Genomic DNA, 20,479 nt, shown 5'->3' with positions numbered 1-20,479 from the left:
CACGCCCTAGAATGCCCGGCATGAGCGCTGCCACCCCCAACCCCGACCCGCACCGCCAGGAGCGGCTCGAACGCCTCGTCAGCCTCGCCTCGGGGAGCTACCTGCTGGTCACCACCTTCAAGAAGGACGGCACGGGCGTGCCGACCCCGGTCTGGGTGGTCCGCGACGGCGACGCACTCGGCATCTGGACCGTGGCCGACTCCTGGAAGGTCAAGCGGATCCGCAACCGCGCCGACGTCCTGGTGGGCCCCTGCGACGTCCGCGGAAACCCGACCGGTGACTCCCACCCGGCGACCGCCGAGCTCGTCGGCCCCGAGCGCACCGCCGCCTACCGGACGCTGCTGCGGCAGAAGTACGGCCTGCTCGGCTTCCTCACGGTGCTCGGCAGCCGGCTGCGGCGCGGCGAGCGGGGCACCGTCGGCATCCGGATCACCCTCACCGAGGACGGCCCGCGGCCGACCGGGGACTGATCCCCGGCCCCCTGCGGAGCGCACGGCACACGGCCCGCCGGAGCCGCACCGGCACCACCGCCCCCGCCCGTCACGGGGAACCGGCCGGGCCCGCCCGCCGGGCGCGGCCGGTTCCGCCCCGCCCCGACGCACACGGACGGTTCGTCCCGTGCATGTCAGCCGAAACGTTCTCCCGCTGTACTCCTGGCCGTCCGCCGGAGCGCGCGGTATGGCAACGGTGGCGCTGCTACAACACACAGCGCCCCACCATCAACCGCTCGCTCGTCAGGAGGACGCCCCATGCGGCGAACCGATCGAGTCCGGCTCCGTGCACTGGCGGTGGCATCCGCCGCCGCCGTCGTGGGAGCACTCACGGCCCTTCCGGCCGGCACCGCGCACGCGGTGTCGCCGGACATCGTGATCAGCCAGGTGTACGGCGGGGGCGGCAACTCCGGCGCCCCGTACACCAATGACTTCATCGAGCTGTACAACCGCGGCACCACCCCGGTCTCCGTCACCGGCTGGACCGTCCAGTACGCCTCGGCGGCCGGGTCGTCCTGGTCGAGGACCACGCTGTCGGGCACGATCGCCCCCGGCAAGTACCACCTGGTGCAGGAGGCGGCCGGCGCGGGCTCCGGCGCGGCCCTCCCGGCGCCCGACAGCACCGGCACGATCGCCATGGGCGCCAACGCCGGCAAGGTCGCACTGGTCACCAACTCCACCGCGCTGACCTGCTCCACCGGCTGCGCCGCCCAGCCCGGCGTGAAGGACTTCGTCGGCTACGGCTCGACCGCGAGCTCGGCCGAGGGCTCGCCGACCGGCAACCTCGCCAACACCACCGCCGCGCTGCGGGCGGCCGGCGGTGCCACCGACACCGACAGCAACGCGGCCGACTTCGCCGTCACCGCGCCCACCCCGCGCAACTCCTCCTCCGGCGGCGGCGGGGGCGGCGGCACCCGGATCCACGACATCCAGGGCGCCGCCCGCACCTCGCCCAAGGCGGGCCAGCCGGTCGGCGCGGTCCCCGGCGTCGTCACCGCGGCCGGCCCCAGCGGCTACTGGCTGCAGGACCCGCTGCCCGACGCCGACCCGGCCACCAGCGAGGCGGTCTACGTCTACACCGCGGGCGCGCCCGGTGTGGCCGTCGGCGACTCGGTCACGGTCGACGCCACGGTGAGCGAGTTCCGCCCGGGCGGCACCGGCGGCACCACCAACCTCACGATCACCGAGCTCACCGGGCCCACCACCACCGTGCTCGCGCACAACACGGCGCTGCCCGCCGCGACCGTGGTCGGCACCGGCGGCCGGGTGCCGCCGGCCTCGGTGATCTCCGGCGTCACCACGGGCGACGTCGAGACGGCCGGTAACTTCCAGCCGGCCACCGACGGCCTGGACTTCTGGGAGTCGCTGGAGGGCATGCGGGTCCAGCTGAACGGCGCCGCCGTGGTCGGCCCGCGGAGCTCCTTCGGCGAGATCCCGGTGGTCCCGCAGGGATCCACCACCCGCACCAGCCGCGGTGGCATCCTGCTCCAGGCCGCCGACGGCAACCCCGAGCGGGTCCTGCTGGACGACGTGCTCGCCCCGACCCCGACCGTCAACGTGGGCGACACCCTCTCCGGCGCCACCGTCGGCGTCCTCGACTACTCCTTCGGCAACTTCAAGCTGCTGGTCACCGCGACCCCGGCCGTCACCCCCGGCGGTCTGGCCGCCGAGACCACCGCCGCGCCGGCCGCCGGCGAACTGGCCACCGCGACCTTCAACGTCGAGAACCTCGCCCCGGGCGACCCGCAGAGCAAGTTCGACGGTCTCGCCGCGGCCGTCGTCAACAACCTCCGCTCGCCCGACCTGATAGCCCTGGAGGAGATCCAGGACAACTCCGGCGCGACCGACAACGGCGTCGTCGCCGCCGACCAGACGGTGGCCAAGCTGGTCGCCGCGATCGGCGCGGCGGGCGGCCCGGCCTACTCCTCCCGCCAGATCAACCCGGTGAACGACCAGGACGGCGGCCAGCCCGGCGGCAACATCCGCCAGGTCTTCCTCTACCGCACCGACCGCGGCCTGACCTTCACCGACCGCCCCGGCGCCGGCTCCACCACCGCCAACTCGGTGGTCAACAGTGCCGGCACGCCCGCCCTCGCCTACTCCCCCGGCCGGATCGACCCGGCCAACACGGCGTTCAACGCCAGCCGCAAGCCGCTCGCCGGCGAGTTCCGCTGGAACGGCCGGCCGGTCTTCGTGATCGCCAACCACTTCAACTCCAAGGGCGGCGACCAGCCCCTCTTCGGCCGCTACCAGCAGCCGTCCCGCCCCTCGGAGACCCAGCGGCACGCGCAGGCCACCGTGGTGAAGAACTTCACCGACCAGATCCTCGCGGTCGACCCGAACGCCGCGGTCGTCGTCCTCGGTGACCTCAACGACTTCGAGTTCTCGCAGACCACCGACCTGCTGACCGCCGGCGGCTCGCTGGTCGACCTCCCCCGCACCCTCCCCCTCGCCGAGCGCTACACCTACGTCTACGAGGGCAACTCCCAGGTGCTCGACCACATCCTGATCTCCCCGGCCCTCGCCGCCAAGGCGTACAGCTACGACATCGTCCACCTCAACAGCGAGTTCGCCACCCAGCTGAGCGACCACGACCCGCAGGTCGTCCGCATCCCGCTGCCGTAGCGTCCCCCGCCCGACCGCCGGCCCCGGCGCAGCCTCACTGCGCCGGGGCCGTGCCGTACCACCACAGCGCCTTGATCCACCGGAGTCTCCGCCAGTAGCAATGGGGGACAACGGCGGACAGGGGTGGAGACTTGGCAACCGAACAGGGTGAAGCACGCGGCGCGGACACCGAGGCACGGAACGAACCGGCCCGGACCGGATTCGACGTCGTACAGAGCCGGTACGAGGCCGCGCAGGAACTCGTCCGGCAGGAGAGCCGCAGCCTGGAAGGCGCCCAAGCGGAATACGAGAAACTGGAACGCCAGGTCCGGTCCGCACTGGAGTCGCTCAGGACCGCCGCTCGTGCCCGTGAATCCGCCACGGTCGAGATCCAGAAGGCCGAGGCGGTCCGCCTGCAGGCCCTGGGAAGGGTCGACGCCGCGACCCGGAGGCTCGACGCCGTACGGGATCGGACGGGATCGACAGCGATCGAGGGCGACGTGGCGGAGCAGGCCCTCCGGCGGGCGACACAGCACCTCGACGAGGTGGAGCTCCGAGCCACGCGGTCGTCGGAGACGGCCAGAACCAGGCTCACGGCATTGCGGGCGACGGTCGAGGCGGCCAGGGAACGGCACCAGCAGGCGCGCAGGCGGCTCAAGCAGGCCCGGAGGGTCCTCTCCGACCGGCAGCGGAGCCTGCGCGAGGCCAGGGCGGAGTTTCGGACGGTCCGGGAGCAGCAGCAGGAGGCGTTCAAGGCACTGACCGCTCCGGCCGACCGCAGCCGGGCGGCCCTGCGAATGTTCCGGGCCGACCAACGAGGAGTGCTCCCGGGAGCCGGTGACTCCGTTCGGCCTGTGCCGGAACCGGAGGTGCAACCCCGGATCAACCAGCCCGACGGCAGGCATTGCCCGGTCTGCGGCGGGCAGGGCCTCCTACCGGGCCGGTACCGCCACAAGCGGTGCGAGGGGGCGGCGCAGAAGGAGGCCGCCGGACGAGGCCCGGAGCGGCAGGAACCGGGGGGTGCGGGCGGTGACGGTGGTCCCACGGCCCGGTACCGGAAACTGGTTTCCGCGGTCGAGCGGAACGAGACCGGGGCCCGGGGCGAACGGCGGCCCGCCTCCGCCCGGCCGGTGCGCCTGCCGCAGGCGCGGGAGGCCGTGCTCCTGCGGTGTGAAGGCCGCTGCGAGAACCCGGCGTGTGCGGGCCAACCGGATGACGTGACCGACGCGGGCCGGCCTCTCCTGGAGGTGGACCACATACACGAGATCGCTCACGGGGGGCGCGACCACCCCGAACTGATGGCCGCGCTCTGCCCGAACTGCCACGCGGTCAAAACCCGGGGCCGGGGGCGTGAGGCCTTGCGGGCGGTACTGGCCGAGGTCGCGGGCCGCCGGCACCGGGCCTGGATCTCGGCGCCGGCCGACCGGCGACCGGGAACGGCGGAGGCCGACCGGGCACCGGGCGGGGGTATGTGATTCGGGTCATTCGGGATGATCGGGAACCCGAGGGGTTGGACGGACGACTGGTGCAGGGTGAGTGGGATGTCGCCGGGTGGCCGGCCGATCAGTGTGCTTGCGGGGTTCGCCCTGCTGTTGGTGATGGTGTTCGTCGTGGCCTTCGCGGTGGGGCGCGGGGCCGGGCCGGTGACGCCCGGGCTGACGCCCGGCGGCGGGGGCGGCGACCGGACCGGGACGGGGCACGACATGGGGGCGCTCCGGTGACGTCCTTGACGGAGAGTGCGGAGAACGGGGACACCGGCGCGCCGGTGAGCACCGATCTCGCCGTCGGCGGGATGACCTGCGCGGCCTGCGTGGGCCGGGTGGAGAAGCGGCTGGCCCGGATCGAGGGCGTGAGCGCCGGGGTGAACCTCGCCACCGGGCGGGCCCGGGTGCTGCACCCCGCCGGGGTGGGCGTCGAGGAGCTGGTGGCGGCCGTCGAACGCGCCGGGTACACGGCCGAGCCCGCGCGGGCCGGGAGCGCACCGGTCGACGGCGCGCCGGAGGAGCCCGGGGAGCGGCTGCGACTGCTGGTGACGGCGCTGCTGGCCGTGCCGGTGGTGGTGCTGTCGATGGTGCCCTCGCTGCAGTTCCCGGCCTGGCAGTGGGTCTGCTTCGCGCTGGCGCTGCCGGTGGTGAGCTGGGGCTCGGCCGGGTTCCACCGCCGGGCCCTGCGGGGCCTGCGGCACGCGGCGGCGACCATGGACACCCTGGTCAGCCTGGGCGTGGTCGCGTCCTTCGGCTGGTCCGCGTACGCGCTGCTGTTCGGCGGGGCGGGCGCGATCGGCATGCGGATGCCGTTCTCGCTGACCGCGGACGGCGGCGGCACCGCGCACGTCTACCTGGAGGCGGCCGTCGGGGTGCCGCTGTTCGTGCTGGCCGGGCGGCTGCTGGAGGGCAGGGTGCGGCGGCGCAGCGGGTCCGCCCTGCGGGCGCTGGCCGAACTGGGCGCCAAGGAGGTGTGCGTCCGCGACCCGCTGAGCGGCGAGGAGCGGCTGCTGCCGATCGAACAGCTGCTGCCGGGGCAGGAGTTCGTGGTCCGGCCCGGCGAGCGGGTGGCCACCGACGGGGTCGTGGTGGAGGGCGGCTCGGCGCTGGACCTGAGCCTGCTGACCGGCGAGTCGGTGCCGGTGGAGGTCGGCCCGGGCGACCGTGTGGCGGGCGCCACGGTGAACGTCGGCGGGGCCCTGGTGGTGCGGGCGACCGCGGTCGGCGCGGACACCCAACTGGCCCGGATCACCGCGCTGGTGGCGGACGCCCAGGCCGGCAAGGCGCGGGCGCAGCGGCTGGCGGACACGGTCGCCGGGGTGTTCGTGCCGTGCGTGCTGACGGTGGCGGTGTGCGTGCTGGGGTTCTGGCTGGGCGCGGGCGCCGACCCGCAGGCGGCGGTGACGGCGGCGGTCGCCGTGCTGGTGGTGGCCTGTCCGTGCGCGCTGGGCCTGGCCACGCCGACCGCGCTGCTGGCGGCGACCGGGCGCGGCGCCGAGCTGGGCGTGCTGGTGCGCGGGCCGGAGGTGCTGGAGAGCCTGCGCCGGGTCGACACCGTGCTGCTGGACAAGACCGGCACGCTGACCACCGGCCGGATGGAGCTGACGGCGGTGGTCGTCGCGGCCGGCGCGGGGGTCGACGAGGAACGGGTGCTGCGGCTCGCGGGAGCCGTCGAGCACCGCTCGGAGCATCCGATCGGGCGGGCCGTCGTGGGGGCGGCCCGGGCCCGGTCCGGCTCCGGGTCCCTCCCGGTGGTGGCCGGTTTCGCGGCCACCACCGGGGTCGGGGTGTCCGGCGAGGTGGAGGGCCGGCGGGTGCGGGTGGTGCGGCCGGACGACGCGGACGGCCCGCTGCCGGAGGAGCTGGAGAGGGCGCTGGCGGAGGCCGCCGGGGCGGGCCGCACGCCGGTGGTGGTGGAGCTGGACGGGCGGCCGGCGGCCGTGCTGGCGGTCGGCGACACGCTGCGCTCGGGCAGCTGGCGCGCGCTGCACCGGCTGCGCGGTCTGGGCCTGGAGCCGGTGCTGCTGACCGGGGACGGGCCGGGCGCGGCGCGCGCGGTCGCGGCGGAGCTGGGCATCGACAAGGTGCACGCCTCGGCCTCGCCGGAGCGCAAGGCCGAGGTGGTGGCGGAGCTGAGGGCCGCCGGGCGGACCACGGCGGTGGTCGGCGACGGGGTCAACGACGCCGTCGCGCTGGCCTCGGCGGACCTCGGGGTGGCGCTCGGTTCCGGCAGCGACGCGGCGATCGGCGCGGCCGGGCTGACGCTGGTGCGCGGCGACATCGAGGCCGTGGTGGACGCCGTCCGGCTGGCCCGGCGGACCCTGACCACGATCCGGGTCAATCTGCTGTGGGCGTTCGGCTACAACGTGGTGCTGATCCCGCTGGCGGCGGTGGGGCTGCTCAACCCGATGCTGGCGGCGGTGGCGATGTCGCTGAGTTCGCTGCTGGTGGTGGGCAACAGCCTGCGGCTGCGGACGTGGCGCCCCGGGCGGGGCGCGGCGGACGGCCGCGGGGGCGCCGGCCCGGCGGACGGCGGTCCGCGGGCGGGCGGCCCCGCGGGTGCGGGGCGGCGAGGTGTCCGGGCCCGGCGTTCGGCGGGTGCGGCGTGGTGAGCGGGCGGGCGGCCGAGCGGCTGAGGACGGTCGGGCCCCCGGTGGGAGCCGCGGTGGTGGCGCTCGCACTGCTCTCCGGGTGGACGGCGATCGGCGGGGCGGGCACGGCCCGTCCGGTGGAGGCCGGGCCGGGCTGGGTGCTGCTGCCCTCGGCGGGCGGGGCGCCCGCGACCGCGGCCTTCTTCACGGTCCGCAACCCCGGTGACATACCCGACGAACTCACCGGGGCCGAGTGGGAGTTCGGCGGGAGGGTGACGCTGAAGCGGCATCTGCACCAGGGGGCCTCGGGGCGCTGGCAGCCGGCCGCCTCGCTGCCGGTGCCGGAACGCGGCGAGCTGGTGATGTCGCCGGAGGACGCCGATCTGATGATCACCAACCCGCCCCCGCTGAAGGTCGGGCAGTGGGTGGAGTTCACGCTCAGCTTCCGCAACAGTCCGCAACTGCGGGTCAGGGCGGAGGTGGTACCGCCCGGCGGGCGGCGTGGCGGCGGGTGAGCCGGCGGCGGGCGGACGGGCGGCGTGGCGGCGGGTGAGCCGGTGCACGGGATGCGGCGACCGCCGGTCGGTGCACCGGTCACTGCTCGACCGGTGCACCGTCCGCCGCCCGTCGTTCCGGGCCACCGCCCCCGCCGCACAGGGCTGTCGGTGGGGCGCGGTAGTTTGTGTCCGCCCTGAGGAGGACGCCGGAAAATCCGGTGTACGAACCAGGGCAGCCGTGCTTGGCTGTGCCACGCCGTCACGTCGTGCACAGGCATGCGCCCGTACCCGCCGCACACAGGAGTGCTCCCATCAACACCGTGATACGCCGGTCCGCCCGCACCACCCTGGTCGCGGCCGCCTGCAGCGCCGTTCTCGCCGCCGGACTCGCCGCGTGCGGCACCGTACAGCAACTCGGCGCCGCCGAGAAGGTGTCCAACGCCTTCGAGAAGCTCGGCGCCGGCAAGTCGTTCAGCGCCAAGCTGTCGGTCGACGCCACCCCCGCCCAGATCGAGGCCTTCGGGGCGGCCACCGGCGAGGAGATCGACAAGGACAGCGCGGCCGCGCTGTCCGCCGTGAGCCTCTCCGTCGCCTTCAGCGCGGACAAGCCGCTGAAGGACGTCCAGCCGTCCAAGGGCGCCGGTGCCGCCGGCGAGGCCCTGGCCGACAAGTCGCTCTCCTTCTCCTACGCGCTGACCGGCAAGGGCGGCGCGTCGCTGATGGAGCTCCGTCAGGTGGGCGGCAAGGCCTACGCCCGGGCGGACCTCGCCGGCTTCGCGGGCCTCGTCGGCGAGAACCCCGCCGACCTCGACGCCCTGGCCCGGGACCTGCCCGCCTCGCTGCAGGGCGCGCTGAAGGGCAAGTGGGTCTCCTTCGACTCCAGGACGCTCCGGGACACCGCCGGCAGCCCCGGACAGGGCGCCGCGGGCGGTGCCTCGCCGACCCCGACGGTCGACCCCACCGTCGCGGAGAACCTGGCCGGGACGCTGAAGAACATCCTCACCAACGACCTGTCCTTCGAGGACAAGGGCAAGCAGGACGGCAAGGAGCGGATCACCGTCAGCGCGCCGGCGCGCAAGCTGACGGGCGACCTGCTGAAGGCCGTCGAGCCGCTCGTCAAGGACATCCCGAGCCTCGGCAAGCTGCCGACGGCCGCGCCGACCGAGGTGCCGGACCGCAACCTGGTGCTGGACGTCCACCTGGAGGGCGGCGCGCTGTCCGCCGTGACCTTCGACCTCGCCCAGTTGGAGGAGAAGCCCGTGGCCGGCGCCGCCCTGCCGCTGCGGGTCGCCTTCGGCAAGGACGCCCCCGCGGTCCAGACGCCCACCGACGTCACCGAGATCGGCTCCGAGGACCTCGCCGGACTCCTCCTGGGGATCACGGGCGGGATCGCCGGCGGTTCCGCCGGCGACGGCCCGCTCGGCTCCGGCGCCGGCACCACCGGCGGCCCGGCCGAGCCGCTCACCGACGCCCAGGTGAAGGAGCTGACCCAGGGCGGCGCCATGAGCGAGGAGCAGGTCCGCCTGTACGGCAAGCTGGGCCTCGGGTACCAGGACATCAAGGACCTTGCGACGATGGGTTCCTGACCTCTCGTCCCGAATCGTCCCCGCCTCCGCCCTGCCCCGCCCACCCGGTGGGGCAGGGCGGAGGTGTTCGACGGGGCAGCGATCCGGAACGCGGTGAACCCCTCCGTCCCGGGCGCCCGTCTCCACGGTTGAGGGGCCGCCCGGTGGAGGCTGCCCCGGTCAGTCCCGATCGAGGAGTGTCCGTGAGGAAGTTCAAGACCGCGGTGGCCGCCGCGGTGCTCGCCGGTGCCGCCATCACCGCGACGCCCGCCGTCGCCCAGGCGGCCGCGCCCGCCGCCGCGGCGGAGCCGATGCACTGCACCAGCCCCGCCTGGGGTGGCGAGTACCTCTGCGGCGGCGCGTACGGCGAGCCCGGCATCGTGGAGTACGCCTACCGCGACGGCCGCCGCCAGGTGTTCGTCATCGGGACCGACCACGCCGTGTGGACGCGCTCCAAGAGCGCCGCCGGCAAGAAGAGCTCCTGGTCGTCCCTGGGCGGCTACAAGATCGGCGGGGTCGGCATCATCGCCTCCGACATGGGCAACGGCCGGTTCGAGATCGGCGCGCGGGGCACGGACAACGCCCTGTGGGTCCGCGGCCACCTGGAGAACGGCAGCTGGACCGCCTGGACCCGGCTCCCGTAGTACCCGTACCCCCGGGGCCGAGGGGTGTCCCCCGGCCCCGGGGGCCGCTTCCGGTCCGGTGCACGGCCGGCGCGGCTCGGCCGGCGCGGTGCTCGCCGTGCTGCTCGGGTGCCGCTCGTGCGGCGCCTATGCCGGAGCGGGACCGGACGACGGGACCGGGGCCTCCAGGACGTCCGTGAGCGGCCGGCGCGGGGTGGCGGCACCGGGCGGGCCGTAGCCCACCCGCAGCACCAGCTGGACGTGGCCGGGACCGTCGGCGGGATCGCGCAGGCGCCAGCGGAGGTCGCCCCACTCGACCGCCTGGTGCCAGACCGTCAGCCGCAGACCGTGCAGGGTCACCAGCAGCCAGACCCGCTCCAGGGCCTGCCCGGTGCGCAGCCAGTCGGCCGGGCCGTCGCCGGGAGTGACGAGCGTGCAGAGCTGGGGCAGCGCCTCGAACCGCTGGGAGGGCTGCGCCGGTCCATCGTGGTGCGGCGGACGCCCCGCGAACTCGCGCATCGGCACCCGGGCGTCGTGGTCCTGCGGGCCGAGCACGGCGTAGGGCAGGCCGTCGACGGCACCGGGGGCACCGGCGGTGTCCGGCCGGAGCCAGGAGCGGGTCTCGGCCTGCCGGGCGGGGTCGTGGGCGATCCGGTCCTCCGCCTCGGCGGTGACCGCCAGCACCCGGCGCACCCCGGCCTCCTCCAGCACGGCCAGCGCCACGCCCTCCTCCCGCGCGGCGGCGATCAGCTCCGCGGCCACCGCCTCGGGGACGTCCCGGTTGGTGAACGGCTGGCGGCTGGAGTGGCGTTCGGCGATCGCCGGGTGGAGGTCCCGGAGGTCCCGCCCGAACGGCCCGGCCGGGCCCGCGGTGGGTGTTCCTGCGGTGGGTGTTCCTGTGGTGGAGGCTTTCGTGGCCGGCGGGGTGAGGTCGAGGACGGCGAGCAACTGCGGGTCGGCGGGGTCCGGCAACAGGCGGACGGCGGCCCCGCGTCCGAGATGGGCCGCCGCCACCCGGAGGTTGAACAGGGCGGCCCCCGCCGCGATGTGCAGGGCCGCGCCGTTGGCGTCGGCGAGCGGCACCGCGCGCCCGGGGTCGGCGTGCACCTCGATGCCGCACCCGTCCGCGGTGGGCCGGAAGCGCCAGGGCTGGCTGTTGTGCAGCGACGGGGCCGCGCCGCCGGCTTCGGCGAGCAGGCGCAGGTCGGCCGGAGTGAGGGCTGACTGGGCGGTCATGGTGATCCTCTCCTTGCCTCGAAGCTCCGGAGCCGGTCGGCCCGGCCACGCGGACGGACGGCCACGGACGGACGGCCGCCTCGGGGGACGGGCGGCCCGGCGGACGGACCTGTCGGTTCGGCCACGAGTCCCGGTACCCCTGGTACTCCCGAGCGTGCGCCGGGCGGGGCACCGGCGACAGGGTCCAACGGCCCGGATACGGGCGGGACCGACCGGGGCGCGATCCGGACGGGTGGCCCAGGGGCGGGTCCAGCGCCGGCACCACCGGCGGACGGGCAGGCCGGCCGGACCGGCCGGGCCCGACGTGGGTCGGCCGCACCGGCGGACCCGGCCGCACCGGCGGTCTCGGCAGGCCCCGCACGGCGCGGGAGCCGCCCGGAGACGACGGGACACGCACCCACCGAACGGACATCGCCCGGCCGCACCGGATCCGACGCGGCCCCGACGGATCCCCAGGGCACCGGCCGACGGCTTCGGCTCTCGCGGGCGCAGCCGTCCGTACGGCCCCGGGCGCGCCGCATCCCGCACCCCTGCACCGGACCGTCTCCGGCACCGCACCGCACCGCACCGCACCGGAGGCACGGGATCGTCCCCGGCCGCAGCACGCGCCACCCGGTCCGACACCGCGCCGGCCGCCACGGAGCACGCGGGCACGGCCGTCCGCGCGCTCCGCCAGCCGGCACGGGACCTGTCGGACCGCCGGACACCGCACACACCCCACCAACCACGACACCGTCGGCGTCCGACGGGCACGCAGTCGGCCCGGCCCGCCGGAGGCTCCGACGGAGCCGCGCCCGCCCGGGCCGGCTGCCGGTGCACCCGTACGCGCGGTCCGTGAACGGGCAGGCCGGGCCGGACCGGCGGACACACGGCGAGCCGGGCGGGCACGGCTCCGTCGTGGCCGCCCGGGGAGAGAGCGGCCACGACGGAAACAACGGCCCGGGGCCACCGGCCCCGGAAAGGCGCGGGCAGTCGGCCCACCCGTGCGCGACCACCGCCCACCCGCGCCCGCGTACGGAGCAGCACCACCTGGGCCACCCGGCCCAGGCACAAGACCGGGCCGTGCCGCCGACAACGGCAGCCGACAGCCACCGGCCCCGCCCGGGCCGCCCCGGCACAGGCCGTCGGTCTACTCGTGCGGAACCACCGCGACCGGCGCCTGCGCGTGGTGCAGCACCGCGTGGGCCACCCGGCCCAGGCGCAGACCCAGGTCGTGCGGGCGACGACGCCGACCCACGACCACCAGCGCGGCGCCGGCCGAGTCCTCGACCAGCGTGCGGGCGGCGCCGAGCCGGGCCTGCTCGACGACCTCCGTGTCCGGGAACCGCTCCCGGTGGCCGGCCAGGGCGGCCGACAGGGCCTTCTCCTCCGCCGCCTGGAGCTGGGCCATCTCGGCGCCGGAGGGCAGGAAGCCGACCACCGCGAAGGAGGGCGGCAGGTCCCAGCCGTGGACGGCGCGGACCCGGGCGCCGCGCAGGGCGGCCTCGCGGAAGGCGAAGTCGAGCACCGCGTCGTTCGGGGCGGCCGAGTCCACACCGACCACGACCTCGGGCACGGTCGGCCCGGCCAGCGTCCCGTCCGCCGGCTCCTCGGCCGCCCCGGCGGTCCCGGTGCCCCGCTCGGCGGGCCGGACGACCACCACGGGAACGGCGGCGCGGGCGGCGACGGCGATGCTCACCGAGCCGACCAGCAGCCCGGTGAAACCGCCCAGGCCGCGCGAGCCGAGGACCAGCAGCCCGGCGTCCCCGGCCGCCGCGACCAGCCCGTCCACGGCGGCGTCGAGCACCACGTCGGTGCCGACGTCGAGGCCGGGGTGACGGTCGCGGACCTCCTCGGCAGCCGAGGCCAGCATCCGCTGAGCGGCGGCCGGCAGGTCCTCGGGGCCGGCGAAGGCGGCGCGGCCGTCGGTCAGCCACGGCCAGGCGTGCAGCAGCCTCAGCGGGGCTCCGCGCCGCAGCGCCTCCTCGGCGGCCCAGTGGGCGGCGGCGGTGCTCTCGGGCGATCCGTCGACTCCGACGAGGACTGCGGGCGTCATGGGAGGTTCCTTCCGCTGCGGGTCCGCCGGGCTGGGCGGGCCGGGTGGCTGTCGTTCGGGGCGGCCGATCCGTGCTGACGCACCGTCGGCCTCGCTGTCACCCCTACCCTCTTCCGTCCAAGGGCCGACATGCCAGAGGCCCCAGGGCCCTCTCAACAGGGCCGTAGGTCCCGTGACGGCACCGCGGCGACCCGGCGACGGCCCGGGGGCGGCCGGGGGGCGGCCCGCGACCGGTCACCACAACCCGGGCGCGCGGCGGCCGGGGGCGGGCGCGCGGGCGGCCACGTGCTCCGTCCGGCGCGTGCATGACCGACCCCGGCGTTCCGCGCACATGCCTTCGGCACTAACGTGAATCCGACAATCCGACCGGTCGGCCGACCGGATACGGAGCCGGACCAGCAGCACGGAACAACGAGGAGGACGCCGGTGGGCGGCGCGGAGGACACGCGGACGGGCACCGGCGCAGACCAGAGCGAACGGACCGACGGCACGCCGCCGCCCGGCTGCCCCGCACACGCCGCGCCGCCGCCCACCGGGACCCCGCGCGACGCCGCGCCGCCCGCGGGCCGCGCCCCCGGCGGCGCGCGGATGCCGCAGCTGCGGCTGGACGAGCTGCTCGAAGAGCTCCAGTGGCGGATCGACGCGGCCCGCGGCACCCGCGACCGGGTGCACAGCCTGCTGGAGGCGGTGCTCGCGGTCGGCCGCGAACTGGACCTCTCCCAGGCCCTGCACCGCATCGTCGAGGCCGCCGCCGACCTGGTGGACGCCCGCTACGCCGCGCTCGGGGTGATCAGCGCCGACGGGTACTCGCTCTCGCAGTTCCTGACGGTGGGTCTGAGCCAGGAGGAGATCGACGCGATCGGCCCCCCGCCGACCGGCCGCGGCATCCTCGGCGAGCTGATCCGCGACCCGCAGCCGCTGCGCTGCCCGGTGCTCTCCGATCACCCCGCCTCGATCGGCTTCCCGCCGGGCCACCCGCCGATGCACACGTTCCTCGGGGTGCCGGTGCGGGTGCGCGGCGAGGTGTTCGGCAACCTCTACCTGACCGACAAGCGCGGCGGCCTGGACTTCGACGCCGACGACGAGGCGGTCATCTCGACGCTGGCCGTCGCCGCCGGGGTCGCGATCGACAACGCCCGGCTCTACGAGGAGGCGCAGCGCCAGCAGCGGTGGCTGCACGCGAGCGCCGAGATCACCCGCAGCCTGCTCTCGGGAGCGCCCCGGCTGGAGGTCGTGGAGCTGATCGCGCGCCGGGCCCGGGAGATCGCCGGCGCCGAGCTGGCCGACGTCTCGGTCGCGCTGGCCGACCCGGGCGAGCGGGCCGCCGAGCTGACCGTGGAGGTGGCGCTCGGCGGGCGGCCGGAGGGCCGGCTCGGGGTGACGGTGCCGGTGGACGGCACGCTGTCCGGCGCGGCGTACGCCTCGGGCTCGCCGGCGACCAGTGACGAACTGGAACACGACGCGCGGTTCCCGGCCGGTCCGCCCGGGCGGTTCGCCGGGCTGGGGCCGGCGGTCGCGGTGCCGCTGGGCACCGGCGAGGGGTTCGGGCGCGGCGTGCTGCTGCTGGCGCGGGAGAGCGGGCGGCCGACCTTCACGGCCGAGGAGACGGGCCCGCTGCTGGGCTTCGCCGACCAGGCCGCGCTCGCCCTGGAGCTGGCCGAACGGCGCCGGGACGCCGAGCAGCTGACCCTGCTGGAGGACCGCGACCGGATCGCCCGCGACCTGCACGACCTGGCCATCCAGCGGCTGTTCGCGACCGGGATGACGCTGCAGAGCGCGGGCCGACTGATCGAGAGCCAGAGCGCGGCCGACCGGGTGAGCCGGGCGGTCGCCGACCTGGACGAGACCATCAAGATCATCCGCTCGACCATCTTCGGTCTGCGTGCCCACAGCGAGCCCGACCGGGGCCTGCGCGCCCGCGCCACCCGGGCCGTCGGCGAGGCCCAGGCGACCCTCGGCTTCGCGCCGCGGCTCAGCATGGAGGGCCTGCTCGACACCGACGTGCCGCAGGAGCTGGCCGAGCACGTCATGGCCGTACTCGGCGAGGCGCTCAGCAACGCCGCCCGGCACGCCCGCGCGAGCCGCGTCGAGGTGGCGCTGCGCGCGCTCGGCGGCACGGTGACGCTCACCGTGACCGACGACGGCGTCGGGGTCCCGGACGGCGGTCGCCGCAGCGGCCTGCGCAACCTCGCCGAGCGCGCGCAGCGGGCGGGCGGCACCTTCGAGGTGCGCCCCGCCGACGGCGGCGGCACCCGGCTGGTCTGGGAGGCCCCGCTGGGCATCCAGTAGTGCCTTGCCAGGAGGCGTGCCACCGCGTGCGGTCGACGGTCCCCCGGTCGTACGAGGCCGGGGCACCGGCGTTGGGACGGGGCCGGCCGGGGGAGTTCGCGCCCCCGGCCGATCCCGTGGAGGGCTGAGCACCGGGCTCCGCCCGGCCCGCGACGGACGGGACCACTCGCTCGGCTTCGTCCTGACCGGGGGCGACGCCAACGACCGCACCCGTCGCGAGCCGTCCTGGAGGCGGTCCGAGGGCCCGGGGTCGGGCCGGGGCGCTCGCGCACCCGGCCCGGCCGCGTCGTCGCCGGCGAGGGCGCAGCTCCCGCGGGATCTGCGCCCGCCCGCCCCGGCGCACGGCTTCTGCGGCAACGCGCTGGCAGAGCGGTCGGACACCCGGGCAGCCGAGCCGCCCGCCCGAACGCCCCGGTCAGCCGACGCGCACGTCCACCGTGGTGAAGCCGAGCGAGCGCAGGAGTTGTTGGAGCGCGTCCCTGGTGTTCCGCTCCGCCTGTTGCAGCAGGCCCGAGGACTGCGCGGCCTTCTGGATCCGCTCGGAGGCCAGCTGCTCCACCTGCTGCTGGTTGCCCGGGTTGCCGGAGAAGAAGTCGCCGATCCGGTCGAACAGACCCCGCTCCTGGGAGTAGACGTAGGACTGCTTGGGGTCCAGCGCCACCTGCCCCAACTGCGCGTGCGGCAGCGTGATCGCGGCGCTGTTCCGGTCGGCCGAGACCGATACGCCGGAGCCGGGGACCTTGCCGAGGTCCACGTAGGCCTCCACGCTCCCGGCCGCCACGTACAGCGTCCGGCGGCCGAGCAGGCCCGAAGGCAGGAAGACGGCCTCGCGGTCGAGGTCGACCACCAGCTGGAAGTTGCCGTTCGCGGCCGTGTAGCGGCTCATGTCCTGGATGGACCTGAGCAGCACCGGCTGGCTGCGGTCGGTGGTCTTCTCGGCGAACGGGTCGGGCAGGCCCGGCAGCAGGTGGAGCGAGGCCGAGGCGAACAGGACCGCGGCGATCGCGGCAAGAGTGATCGACAGGCCGGCGTACCAGGGGAGCCGGCGGGCTGCGCGCACGGGTGCAGGTGCGGGCGCAGGCGCAGGCGCGGGTGCGGGCGTGGGTGCGGGTGTCTGGGTGTCCGGAGTGGCTCTCCGGCGGGAGCGGCGGAACACGGCGATCTGCCTCCTTCGAGTCAACTTCGCTGATCCGTACGTCATATGAGCGTCCGTTCGGCCGCCGGGTCGGGTTCCCCGAACCCGGGCGGCCAACGCCTTTCGGGGGAATCGCTGTTTGGATTCGCCTGAGCGGGAAGCCGAAGGACGGGACCGGACCGGCGACTCCGGGCCGTGGTCAACCCGAAGGAGGAGCGGTATGAGCATCTGGATCGTTCTGGTAGTGGCCGTGCTGGCAGCCGCGGCGGCCCTTGCCGTGCTGCTGCCGCGGCTGAACACCCGTCGGCTGCAACAGCGCTTCGGCCCGGAGTACGACCGCACGGTGCGGGCGCACGGCGGCCGCACCAGGGAGGCCGAGCACGAGCTGGCCGGGCGGCTGCGACAGGCGCGGCAGCTGGCGCTCACCCGGCTGCCGCAGCGCCGCGCCGAGGAGGTCGGCAACCGGCTCGCGGCCCTCCAGGAGCTGTTCGTCGACGACCCCGCCCGCTCGCTGGACGAGGCCGTGACGCTCCTCGACGGCACGCTCGACGAGATCGGCTTCCCGGCCGGGGACCGGCTCGCCGTACTGTCGGTCGACCACGCCGCCCTGGTCCCCGGCTACCGGTCGGCGCGGCAGGTGCTGGAGCGCAGCCGGTCGGAGCGGGTGGGCACCGAGGAACTGCGGACGGCGCTGCTGGCCGTGCGCGACCTGTGCCTCGAAATGGCCCGCTCCGGCGGCGAGGAGGGGAGTACGGCCCCTGCCGGCAAGTCCACCGGCATCGTCCGCCGCTCCGGCCCGCGCCACGCCACCCGATGACGCCGACGACCCCACGAAGGAGAGGATGACCATGTCCCAGTACGGTTCCGCAGCCCGGAACAACCCCGACGACGACGCGCCGGCCCCCGACCCCCGCAGCGGTCCGGCGAACCTGGCCGAGCCGGACACCGTCCGCCCGCACGGCGCCCACCCGGACGCCGCTCGGGCCGGCACGGCCCGTCCGGGCGGCCCGGAGGCCGGGAGCCCGACGGCTTCGCCCGAACGACGCGCCGCCGGAGGCCGGTTCGCCGTCGTACCGGGCGGCGACCGGGCCGCAGAACGGCCGTCCGAGCCCGCCCGGCCCGCCCGTTCCCTGCCGGGCCCCCGGCTCGGTGACCCGGAACCGGCGTCGGCGGCACCCGCGGAGAGCGGACCGGGCGGTTGGCTCGGGGTCGAGCGGACGCAGCGACTGCGGGCCGAATGGCACTCCGTCCAGGTGGGGTTCGTCGACGATCCCCGTCAGGCCGTGCAGCAGGCCGACGCCCTGATCGAGAAGTCGGTCGGCCTGCTCGCCGAGGCCGTCACCGAGCGGCGCCACCGGCTGCGCGGCGCCGAGGCCGCACCGGACGGCGCACCGGCTGCCAGCACGGAGGACCTGCGCCTCACCCTGCGCGAGTACCGGTCACTGCTGGACCGCCTCCTCGGCACCTGAACCGCCGACACACCCCGGGTGCCGACCGGAGGGGACGTGCGGGCGGCCCCTCCGGCCGGCACCCGGGGTGTGGCTCCGCCCGCCCCGGTCCCACCGGCGGAGTGCGTGTCCGGAGGTCGCTGCCGCCGGCCGGGTGCGGCAACGCGCGGCAGGGGCCGCGCCCCCGGCCCCGTAGGGCGGCCGGTGCGGTCCGGCGTCCTCCGGGTGGGAGGTCTTCTCGCCCTCGACCCGCAGCGCGTGGGCGGACGGCGGTCCGCCGGGCCTTGGCGGAAGCCGGCGGCCGCGCCGTACCCGGTGTCCGCGACCAGCACCGCGGGCCGGGGCCGGGGCCACCGAGGCCGTCGGCCCAAGTCCGGCGGTCCTGTGCCACGACGCCGGGGCCGTTTCGACGTGCCGGGGGCCGCTGCCCGTCACGCGAAGTTCACGGGCCCGCTTCTACTCGCATAGACAACGGGCAGCCATCCTGGTGCGGTGCCGGCGCCCGGAGCCCGTCCCCCGTTCCCCGGGAACCGCGGGCGGTGGTGCCGGACCGATCGGTCGGCCCACCCGCCGGAGCACCGTCGCATCACAGCACTGCGTACGACCCCTTCGTCCGGGCCGGGTTCCGCCGGCCCGGCGCCGGACGTCCCGCCCGCCCGTCGGGGCGCGGCGAGGACGGGACAAGGGGGCAGGGGTCGAGTCGGAGTCACACCGTTCTCACCGGGAGATGCAGATGAAGCCACGCACCGCAGCCGGCGCCGCCACCCTCGTCGCCGTGGCCCTGGCCGGGCTCGTCGTACCGGCGCACACGGCGGGCGCCAGCGGCACCAAGCTGTCCCAGGCCACGGCCGCCGGCCAGTTCAGGAACGCCGGCATCACATGGAGCTCCAGCGGGGGCTGCACGACCAGGTCGAACTCCACCTGCACCTCGTTCGAGCAGATCAACTCGGGCACGGTGAACGCGATCATCACCCTCAAGCAGGCCAGCGGCTGCGCCATCAACATCACGGGCGGGACCGAGGTGGGCCACGCCTCCGGCACCTACAGCCACTACAACGGCTACAAGGTCGACATCTCCCGCAACTCCTGCATAGACGGCTACATCCAGAACAGCTTCACCTTCATCGGCAACCGGAGCGACGGCTACCCGCAGTGGAAGGCCGCCTCGGGCAACCTGTACTGCAACGAGGGCAGCCACTGGGACATCCTCGTCTACTGACGACGTCTGCCGAGAACGGTCCCGGGCGCCGGTCCCCTCGGACGGCCGGCGCCCGGGACCGCCGGGCGGCCCGGTGGCAGGAGCCGGTTCAGGCCTGGGCGGGCTTGGCGTACACCTTGACGTTGCCGACCAGTTGGGTCGTGGTCCCCGACACGTGGTCGGTGCCGGGGCCACCGGCGGTGACGGTGATGCACATCGGGCCGCCGAGGAGCGTCAGGCCCTCGACCTTGGTGATCACGTAGCCGGGGTACGACGCCTCGAACTTCCCGCCGCCCACCAGCCGCACCTGCATCAGGGCGTCGCCGGGCTGCCGGCTCCCGACCTCGTTGCAGGCGGCCAGTCGCGAAGGCCCGGAAGCGGAAGCGGACGTGGAACCGGGGGCGGCCGAGGCCACGGGGGCCAGGGCGAGGACGGAGAGGGCGGCCGCGGCCGTGAGGCAGGCGCTCCGCACACGTGTGGTTGTCATGCTGCGACCGTCCACCGGGGCCCGCACCGCCGCAAGCCGGGCGGAACCGGGCGCTGCTCCGAACGGCCCGCGCCGCACCCGGCCGGGCCGCGCACCGCCTCGCGGGGACCGCCGGTTCGGGCCACGTCCAGGGTCGGGCCGCTCCGGATCAGGCCGCGTCCGGGATCAGGCCGCGTCCAGGGTCAGCCGGCGGCCGACGACGAGTTCGGGCGCGATCCGGATCTCCGAACGGCCGCCGGGGCCGTGGGGCGGCCGGCGGACCTCGGCCCGGCCGAGGACGGTGACGCACCAGCCGGTGCCGTCGGCGCCGTCCACCTCGTCGGCCTCGAAGGCGATCACCGCGTTGTCGACGGCACGGGCCAGTTCGGAACCGGTCGCCGTCGAGAGCAGCACGCCGCCGAACGGGTCCAGCCGGAAGCGCACCGGGAGGACGGCCGGAAGGGCGCCGACCGTGTAGACCACCCGGCCCACCCCGGTACGGCCGAGCAGCTCCAGGGCACGGGCCTCGTCGAGTTCCCGCGCACTCTCCCGCGCACTGCGGGGCTCCGGCCGGAGCAACGGCCCGGTCCGCGCGGACGCTGTTTCACGATCGGGGTTCATACCGGCGATCGTCGCCCGGACAGGGGCGGCGCGGCGAGGGCCGATGGTCCCGCCGAGGGTCCCGCCCGCCCTGCGGCGAACGTCCCGGCGGGGGCCGCCGACGGGCCGGCGGGGACGGCCGTGAACGCCCCCGCAAACGCCTCGGGGCGCACGGCGGACGGCCTCCGGGAGCACAGCGCACGGCCCCGGCCGCCCG

The 20,479-nt window shown here is 75.9% G+C and carries 17 protein-coding genes; 12 read left to right on the top strand and 5 right to left on the bottom strand.

The window, feature by feature from the left end; translation table 11 throughout:
- Positions 1 to 20: 20 nt before the first annotated feature.
- The 8 genes from ACFCX4_RS03260 (at position 21) to ACFCX4_RS03225 (ending at position 9,876) form a co-directional block, all read left to right on the top strand.
- Complete coding sequence (locus ACFCX4_RS03260) at positions 21 to 470, top strand: PPOX class F420-dependent oxidoreductase (RefSeq protein WP_376138450.1); 450 nt, start codon at positions 21 to 23, stop codon at positions 468 to 470.
- 339 nt (positions 471 to 809) lie between these two features.
- Complete coding sequence (locus ACFCX4_RS03255; RefSeq protein ID WP_376138448.1) at positions 810 to 3,116, top strand: lamin tail domain-containing protein; 2,307 nt, start codon at positions 810 to 812, stop codon at positions 3,114 to 3,116.
- Positions 3,117 to 3,247: 131 nt separating this feature from the next.
- Positions 3,248 to 4,570: an HNH endonuclease gene (locus tag ACFCX4_RS03250; RefSeq protein ID WP_376138446.1), complete on the top strand. Its 1,323-nt coding sequence runs from the start codon at positions 3,248 to 3,250 to the stop codon at positions 4,568 to 4,570.
- Between the two features lie 66 nt (positions 4,571 to 4,636).
- Positions 4,637 to 4,816, top strand: coding sequence for a hypothetical protein (locus ACFCX4_RS03245; protein ID WP_376138444.1), 180 nt, complete (start codon positions 4,637 to 4,639; stop codon positions 4,814 to 4,816).
- A gap of 71 nt (positions 4,817 to 4,887) precedes the next feature.
- On the top strand, positions 4,888 to 7,191 hold the full coding sequence (locus ACFCX4_RS03240; protein WP_376138518.1) for a heavy metal translocating P-type ATPase: 2,304 nt from the start codon (positions 4,888 to 4,890) through the stop codon (positions 7,189 to 7,191).
- Complete coding sequence (locus ACFCX4_RS03235) at positions 7,188 to 7,685, top strand: copper chaperone PCu(A)C (RefSeq protein ID WP_376138443.1); 498 nt, start codon at positions 7,188 to 7,190, stop codon at positions 7,683 to 7,685. Before ACFCX4_RS03240 ends, ACFCX4_RS03235 begins: the two co-directional genes overlap by 4 nt.
- A gap of 302 nt (positions 7,686 to 7,987) precedes the next feature.
- Positions 7,988 to 9,253 carry a hypothetical protein gene (locus ACFCX4_RS03230; RefSeq protein ID WP_376138441.1) on the top strand — a complete coding sequence of 422 codons (1,266 nt, stop codon included), beginning with the start codon at positions 7,988 to 7,990 and terminating at the stop codon, positions 9,251 to 9,253.
- A gap of 182 nt (positions 9,254 to 9,435) precedes the next feature.
- The gene (locus ACFCX4_RS03225) at positions 9,436 to 9,876 is read left to right on the top strand and encodes a hypothetical protein (RefSeq protein WP_376138440.1); all 441 of its coding nucleotides are present in this window, start codon (positions 9,436 to 9,438) and stop codon (positions 9,874 to 9,876) included.
- A 126-nt stretch (positions 9,877 to 10,002) separates the two neighbouring features.
- On the opposite strand, the gene ACFCX4_RS03220 is transcribed toward ACFCX4_RS03225, so the two are convergent.
- Entirely contained in the window at positions 10,003 to 11,091 is a 1,089-nt protein-coding gene (locus tag ACFCX4_RS03220; RefSeq protein ID WP_376138438.1) for an Acg family FMN-binding oxidoreductase, read from the bottom strand.
- Between the two features lie 1,129 nt (positions 11,092 to 12,220).
- Positions 12,221 to 13,126 carry a universal stress protein gene (locus tag ACFCX4_RS03215; RefSeq protein WP_376138436.1) on the bottom strand — a complete coding sequence of 302 codons (906 nt, stop codon included), beginning with the start codon at positions 13,124 to 13,126 and terminating at the stop codon, positions 12,221 to 12,223.
- 588 nt (positions 13,127 to 13,714) lie between these two features.
- On the opposite strand from ACFCX4_RS03215, the gene ACFCX4_RS03210 reads away from it, so the two are divergent.
- Positions 13,715 to 15,415, top strand: a complete 1,701-nt coding sequence (locus ACFCX4_RS03210) for a GAF domain-containing protein (RefSeq protein WP_376138516.1) — start codon at positions 13,715 to 13,717, stop codon at positions 15,413 to 15,415.
- 415 nt (positions 15,416 to 15,830) lie between these two features.
- Here ACFCX4_RS03210 and ACFCX4_RS03205 read toward each other — a convergent pair whose 3' ends face one another.
- On the bottom strand, positions 15,831 to 16,475 hold the full coding sequence (locus ACFCX4_RS03205) for a DUF4230 domain-containing protein (protein WP_376138434.1): 645 nt from the start codon (positions 16,473 to 16,475) through the stop codon (positions 15,831 to 15,833).
- A gap of 295 nt (positions 16,476 to 16,770) precedes the next feature.
- On the opposite strand from ACFCX4_RS03205, the gene ACFCX4_RS03200 reads away from it, so the two are divergent.
- The 3 genes from ACFCX4_RS03200 (at position 16,771) to ACFCX4_RS03190 (ending at position 19,217) form a co-directional block, all read left to right on the top strand.
- On the top strand, positions 16,771 to 17,367 hold the full coding sequence (locus ACFCX4_RS03200; protein WP_376138432.1) for a hypothetical protein: 597 nt from the start codon (positions 16,771 to 16,773) through the stop codon (positions 17,365 to 17,367).
- A gap of 31 nt (positions 17,368 to 17,398) precedes the next feature.
- Positions 17,399 to 18,019, top strand: a complete 621-nt coding sequence (locus ACFCX4_RS03195; RefSeq protein ID WP_376138430.1) for a hypothetical protein — start codon at positions 17,399 to 17,401, stop codon at positions 18,017 to 18,019.
- Between the two features lie 712 nt (positions 18,020 to 18,731).
- Positions 18,732 to 19,217, top strand: coding sequence for a hypothetical protein (locus tag ACFCX4_RS03190; protein WP_376138428.1), 486 nt, complete (start codon positions 18,732 to 18,734; stop codon positions 19,215 to 19,217).
- 88 nt (positions 19,218 to 19,305) lie between these two features.
- On the opposite strand, the gene ACFCX4_RS03185 is transcribed toward ACFCX4_RS03190, so the two are convergent.
- Positions 19,306 to 19,683 carry a hypothetical protein gene (locus ACFCX4_RS03185; protein ID WP_376138426.1) on the bottom strand — a complete coding sequence of 126 codons (378 nt, stop codon included), beginning with the start codon at positions 19,681 to 19,683 and terminating at the stop codon, positions 19,306 to 19,308.
- Positions 19,684 to 19,848: 165 nt separating this feature from the next.
- Entirely contained in the window at positions 19,849 to 20,283 is a 435-nt protein-coding gene (locus ACFCX4_RS03180; RefSeq protein ID WP_376138424.1) for a pyridoxamine 5'-phosphate oxidase family protein, read from the bottom strand.
- Between the last annotated feature and the right edge of the window lie 196 nt (positions 20,284 to 20,479).

Source organism: Kitasatospora sp. NPDC056327, from assembly GCF_042261735.1.
Taxonomy (GTDB): Bacteria; Actinomycetota; Actinomycetes; order Streptomycetales; family Streptomycetaceae; genus Kitasatospora.
This window is presented reverse-complemented; position numbering and strand designations above follow the sequence as displayed.

Coding starts and splice junctions, on each gene's coding strand:
- ACFCX4_RS03260 (WP_376138450.1), top strand. CDS start 21: ATGAGCGCTGCCACCCCCAACCCCGACCCGCACCGCCAGGAGCGGCTC.
- ACFCX4_RS03245 (WP_376138444.1), top strand. CDS start 4,637: ATGTCGCCGGGTGGCCGGCCGATCAGTGTGCTTGCGGGGTTCGCCCTG.
- ACFCX4_RS03240 (WP_376138518.1), top strand. CDS start 4,888: ATGACCTGCGCGGCCTGCGTGGGCCGGGTGGAGAAGCGGCTGGCCCGG.
- ACFCX4_RS03220 (WP_376138438.1), bottom strand. CDS start 11,091: ATGACCGCCCAGTCAGCCCTCACTCCGGCCGACCTGCGCCTGCTCGCC.
- ACFCX4_RS03215 (WP_376138436.1), bottom strand. CDS start 13,126: ATGACGCCCGCAGTCCTCGTCGGAGTCGACGGATCGCCCGAGAGCACC.
- ACFCX4_RS03210 (WP_376138516.1), top strand. CDS start 13,715: ATGCCGCAGCTGCGGCTGGACGAGCTGCTCGAAGAGCTCCAGTGGCGG.
- ACFCX4_RS03200 (WP_376138432.1), top strand. CDS start 16,771: ATGAGCATCTGGATCGTTCTGGTAGTGGCCGTGCTGGCAGCCGCGGCG.
- ACFCX4_RS03195 (WP_376138430.1), top strand. CDS start 17,399: ATGTCCCAGTACGGTTCCGCAGCCCGGAACAACCCCGACGACGACGCG.
- ACFCX4_RS03190 (WP_376138428.1), top strand. CDS start 18,732: ATGAAGCCACGCACCGCAGCCGGCGCCGCCACCCTCGTCGCCGTGGCC.
- ACFCX4_RS03185 (WP_376138426.1), bottom strand. CDS start 19,683: ATGACAACCACACGTGTGCGGAGCGCCTGCCTCACGGCCGCGGCCGCC.
- ACFCX4_RS03180 (WP_376138424.1), bottom strand. CDS start 20,283: ATGAACCCCGATCGTGAAACAGCGTCCGCGCGGACCGGGCCGTTGCTC.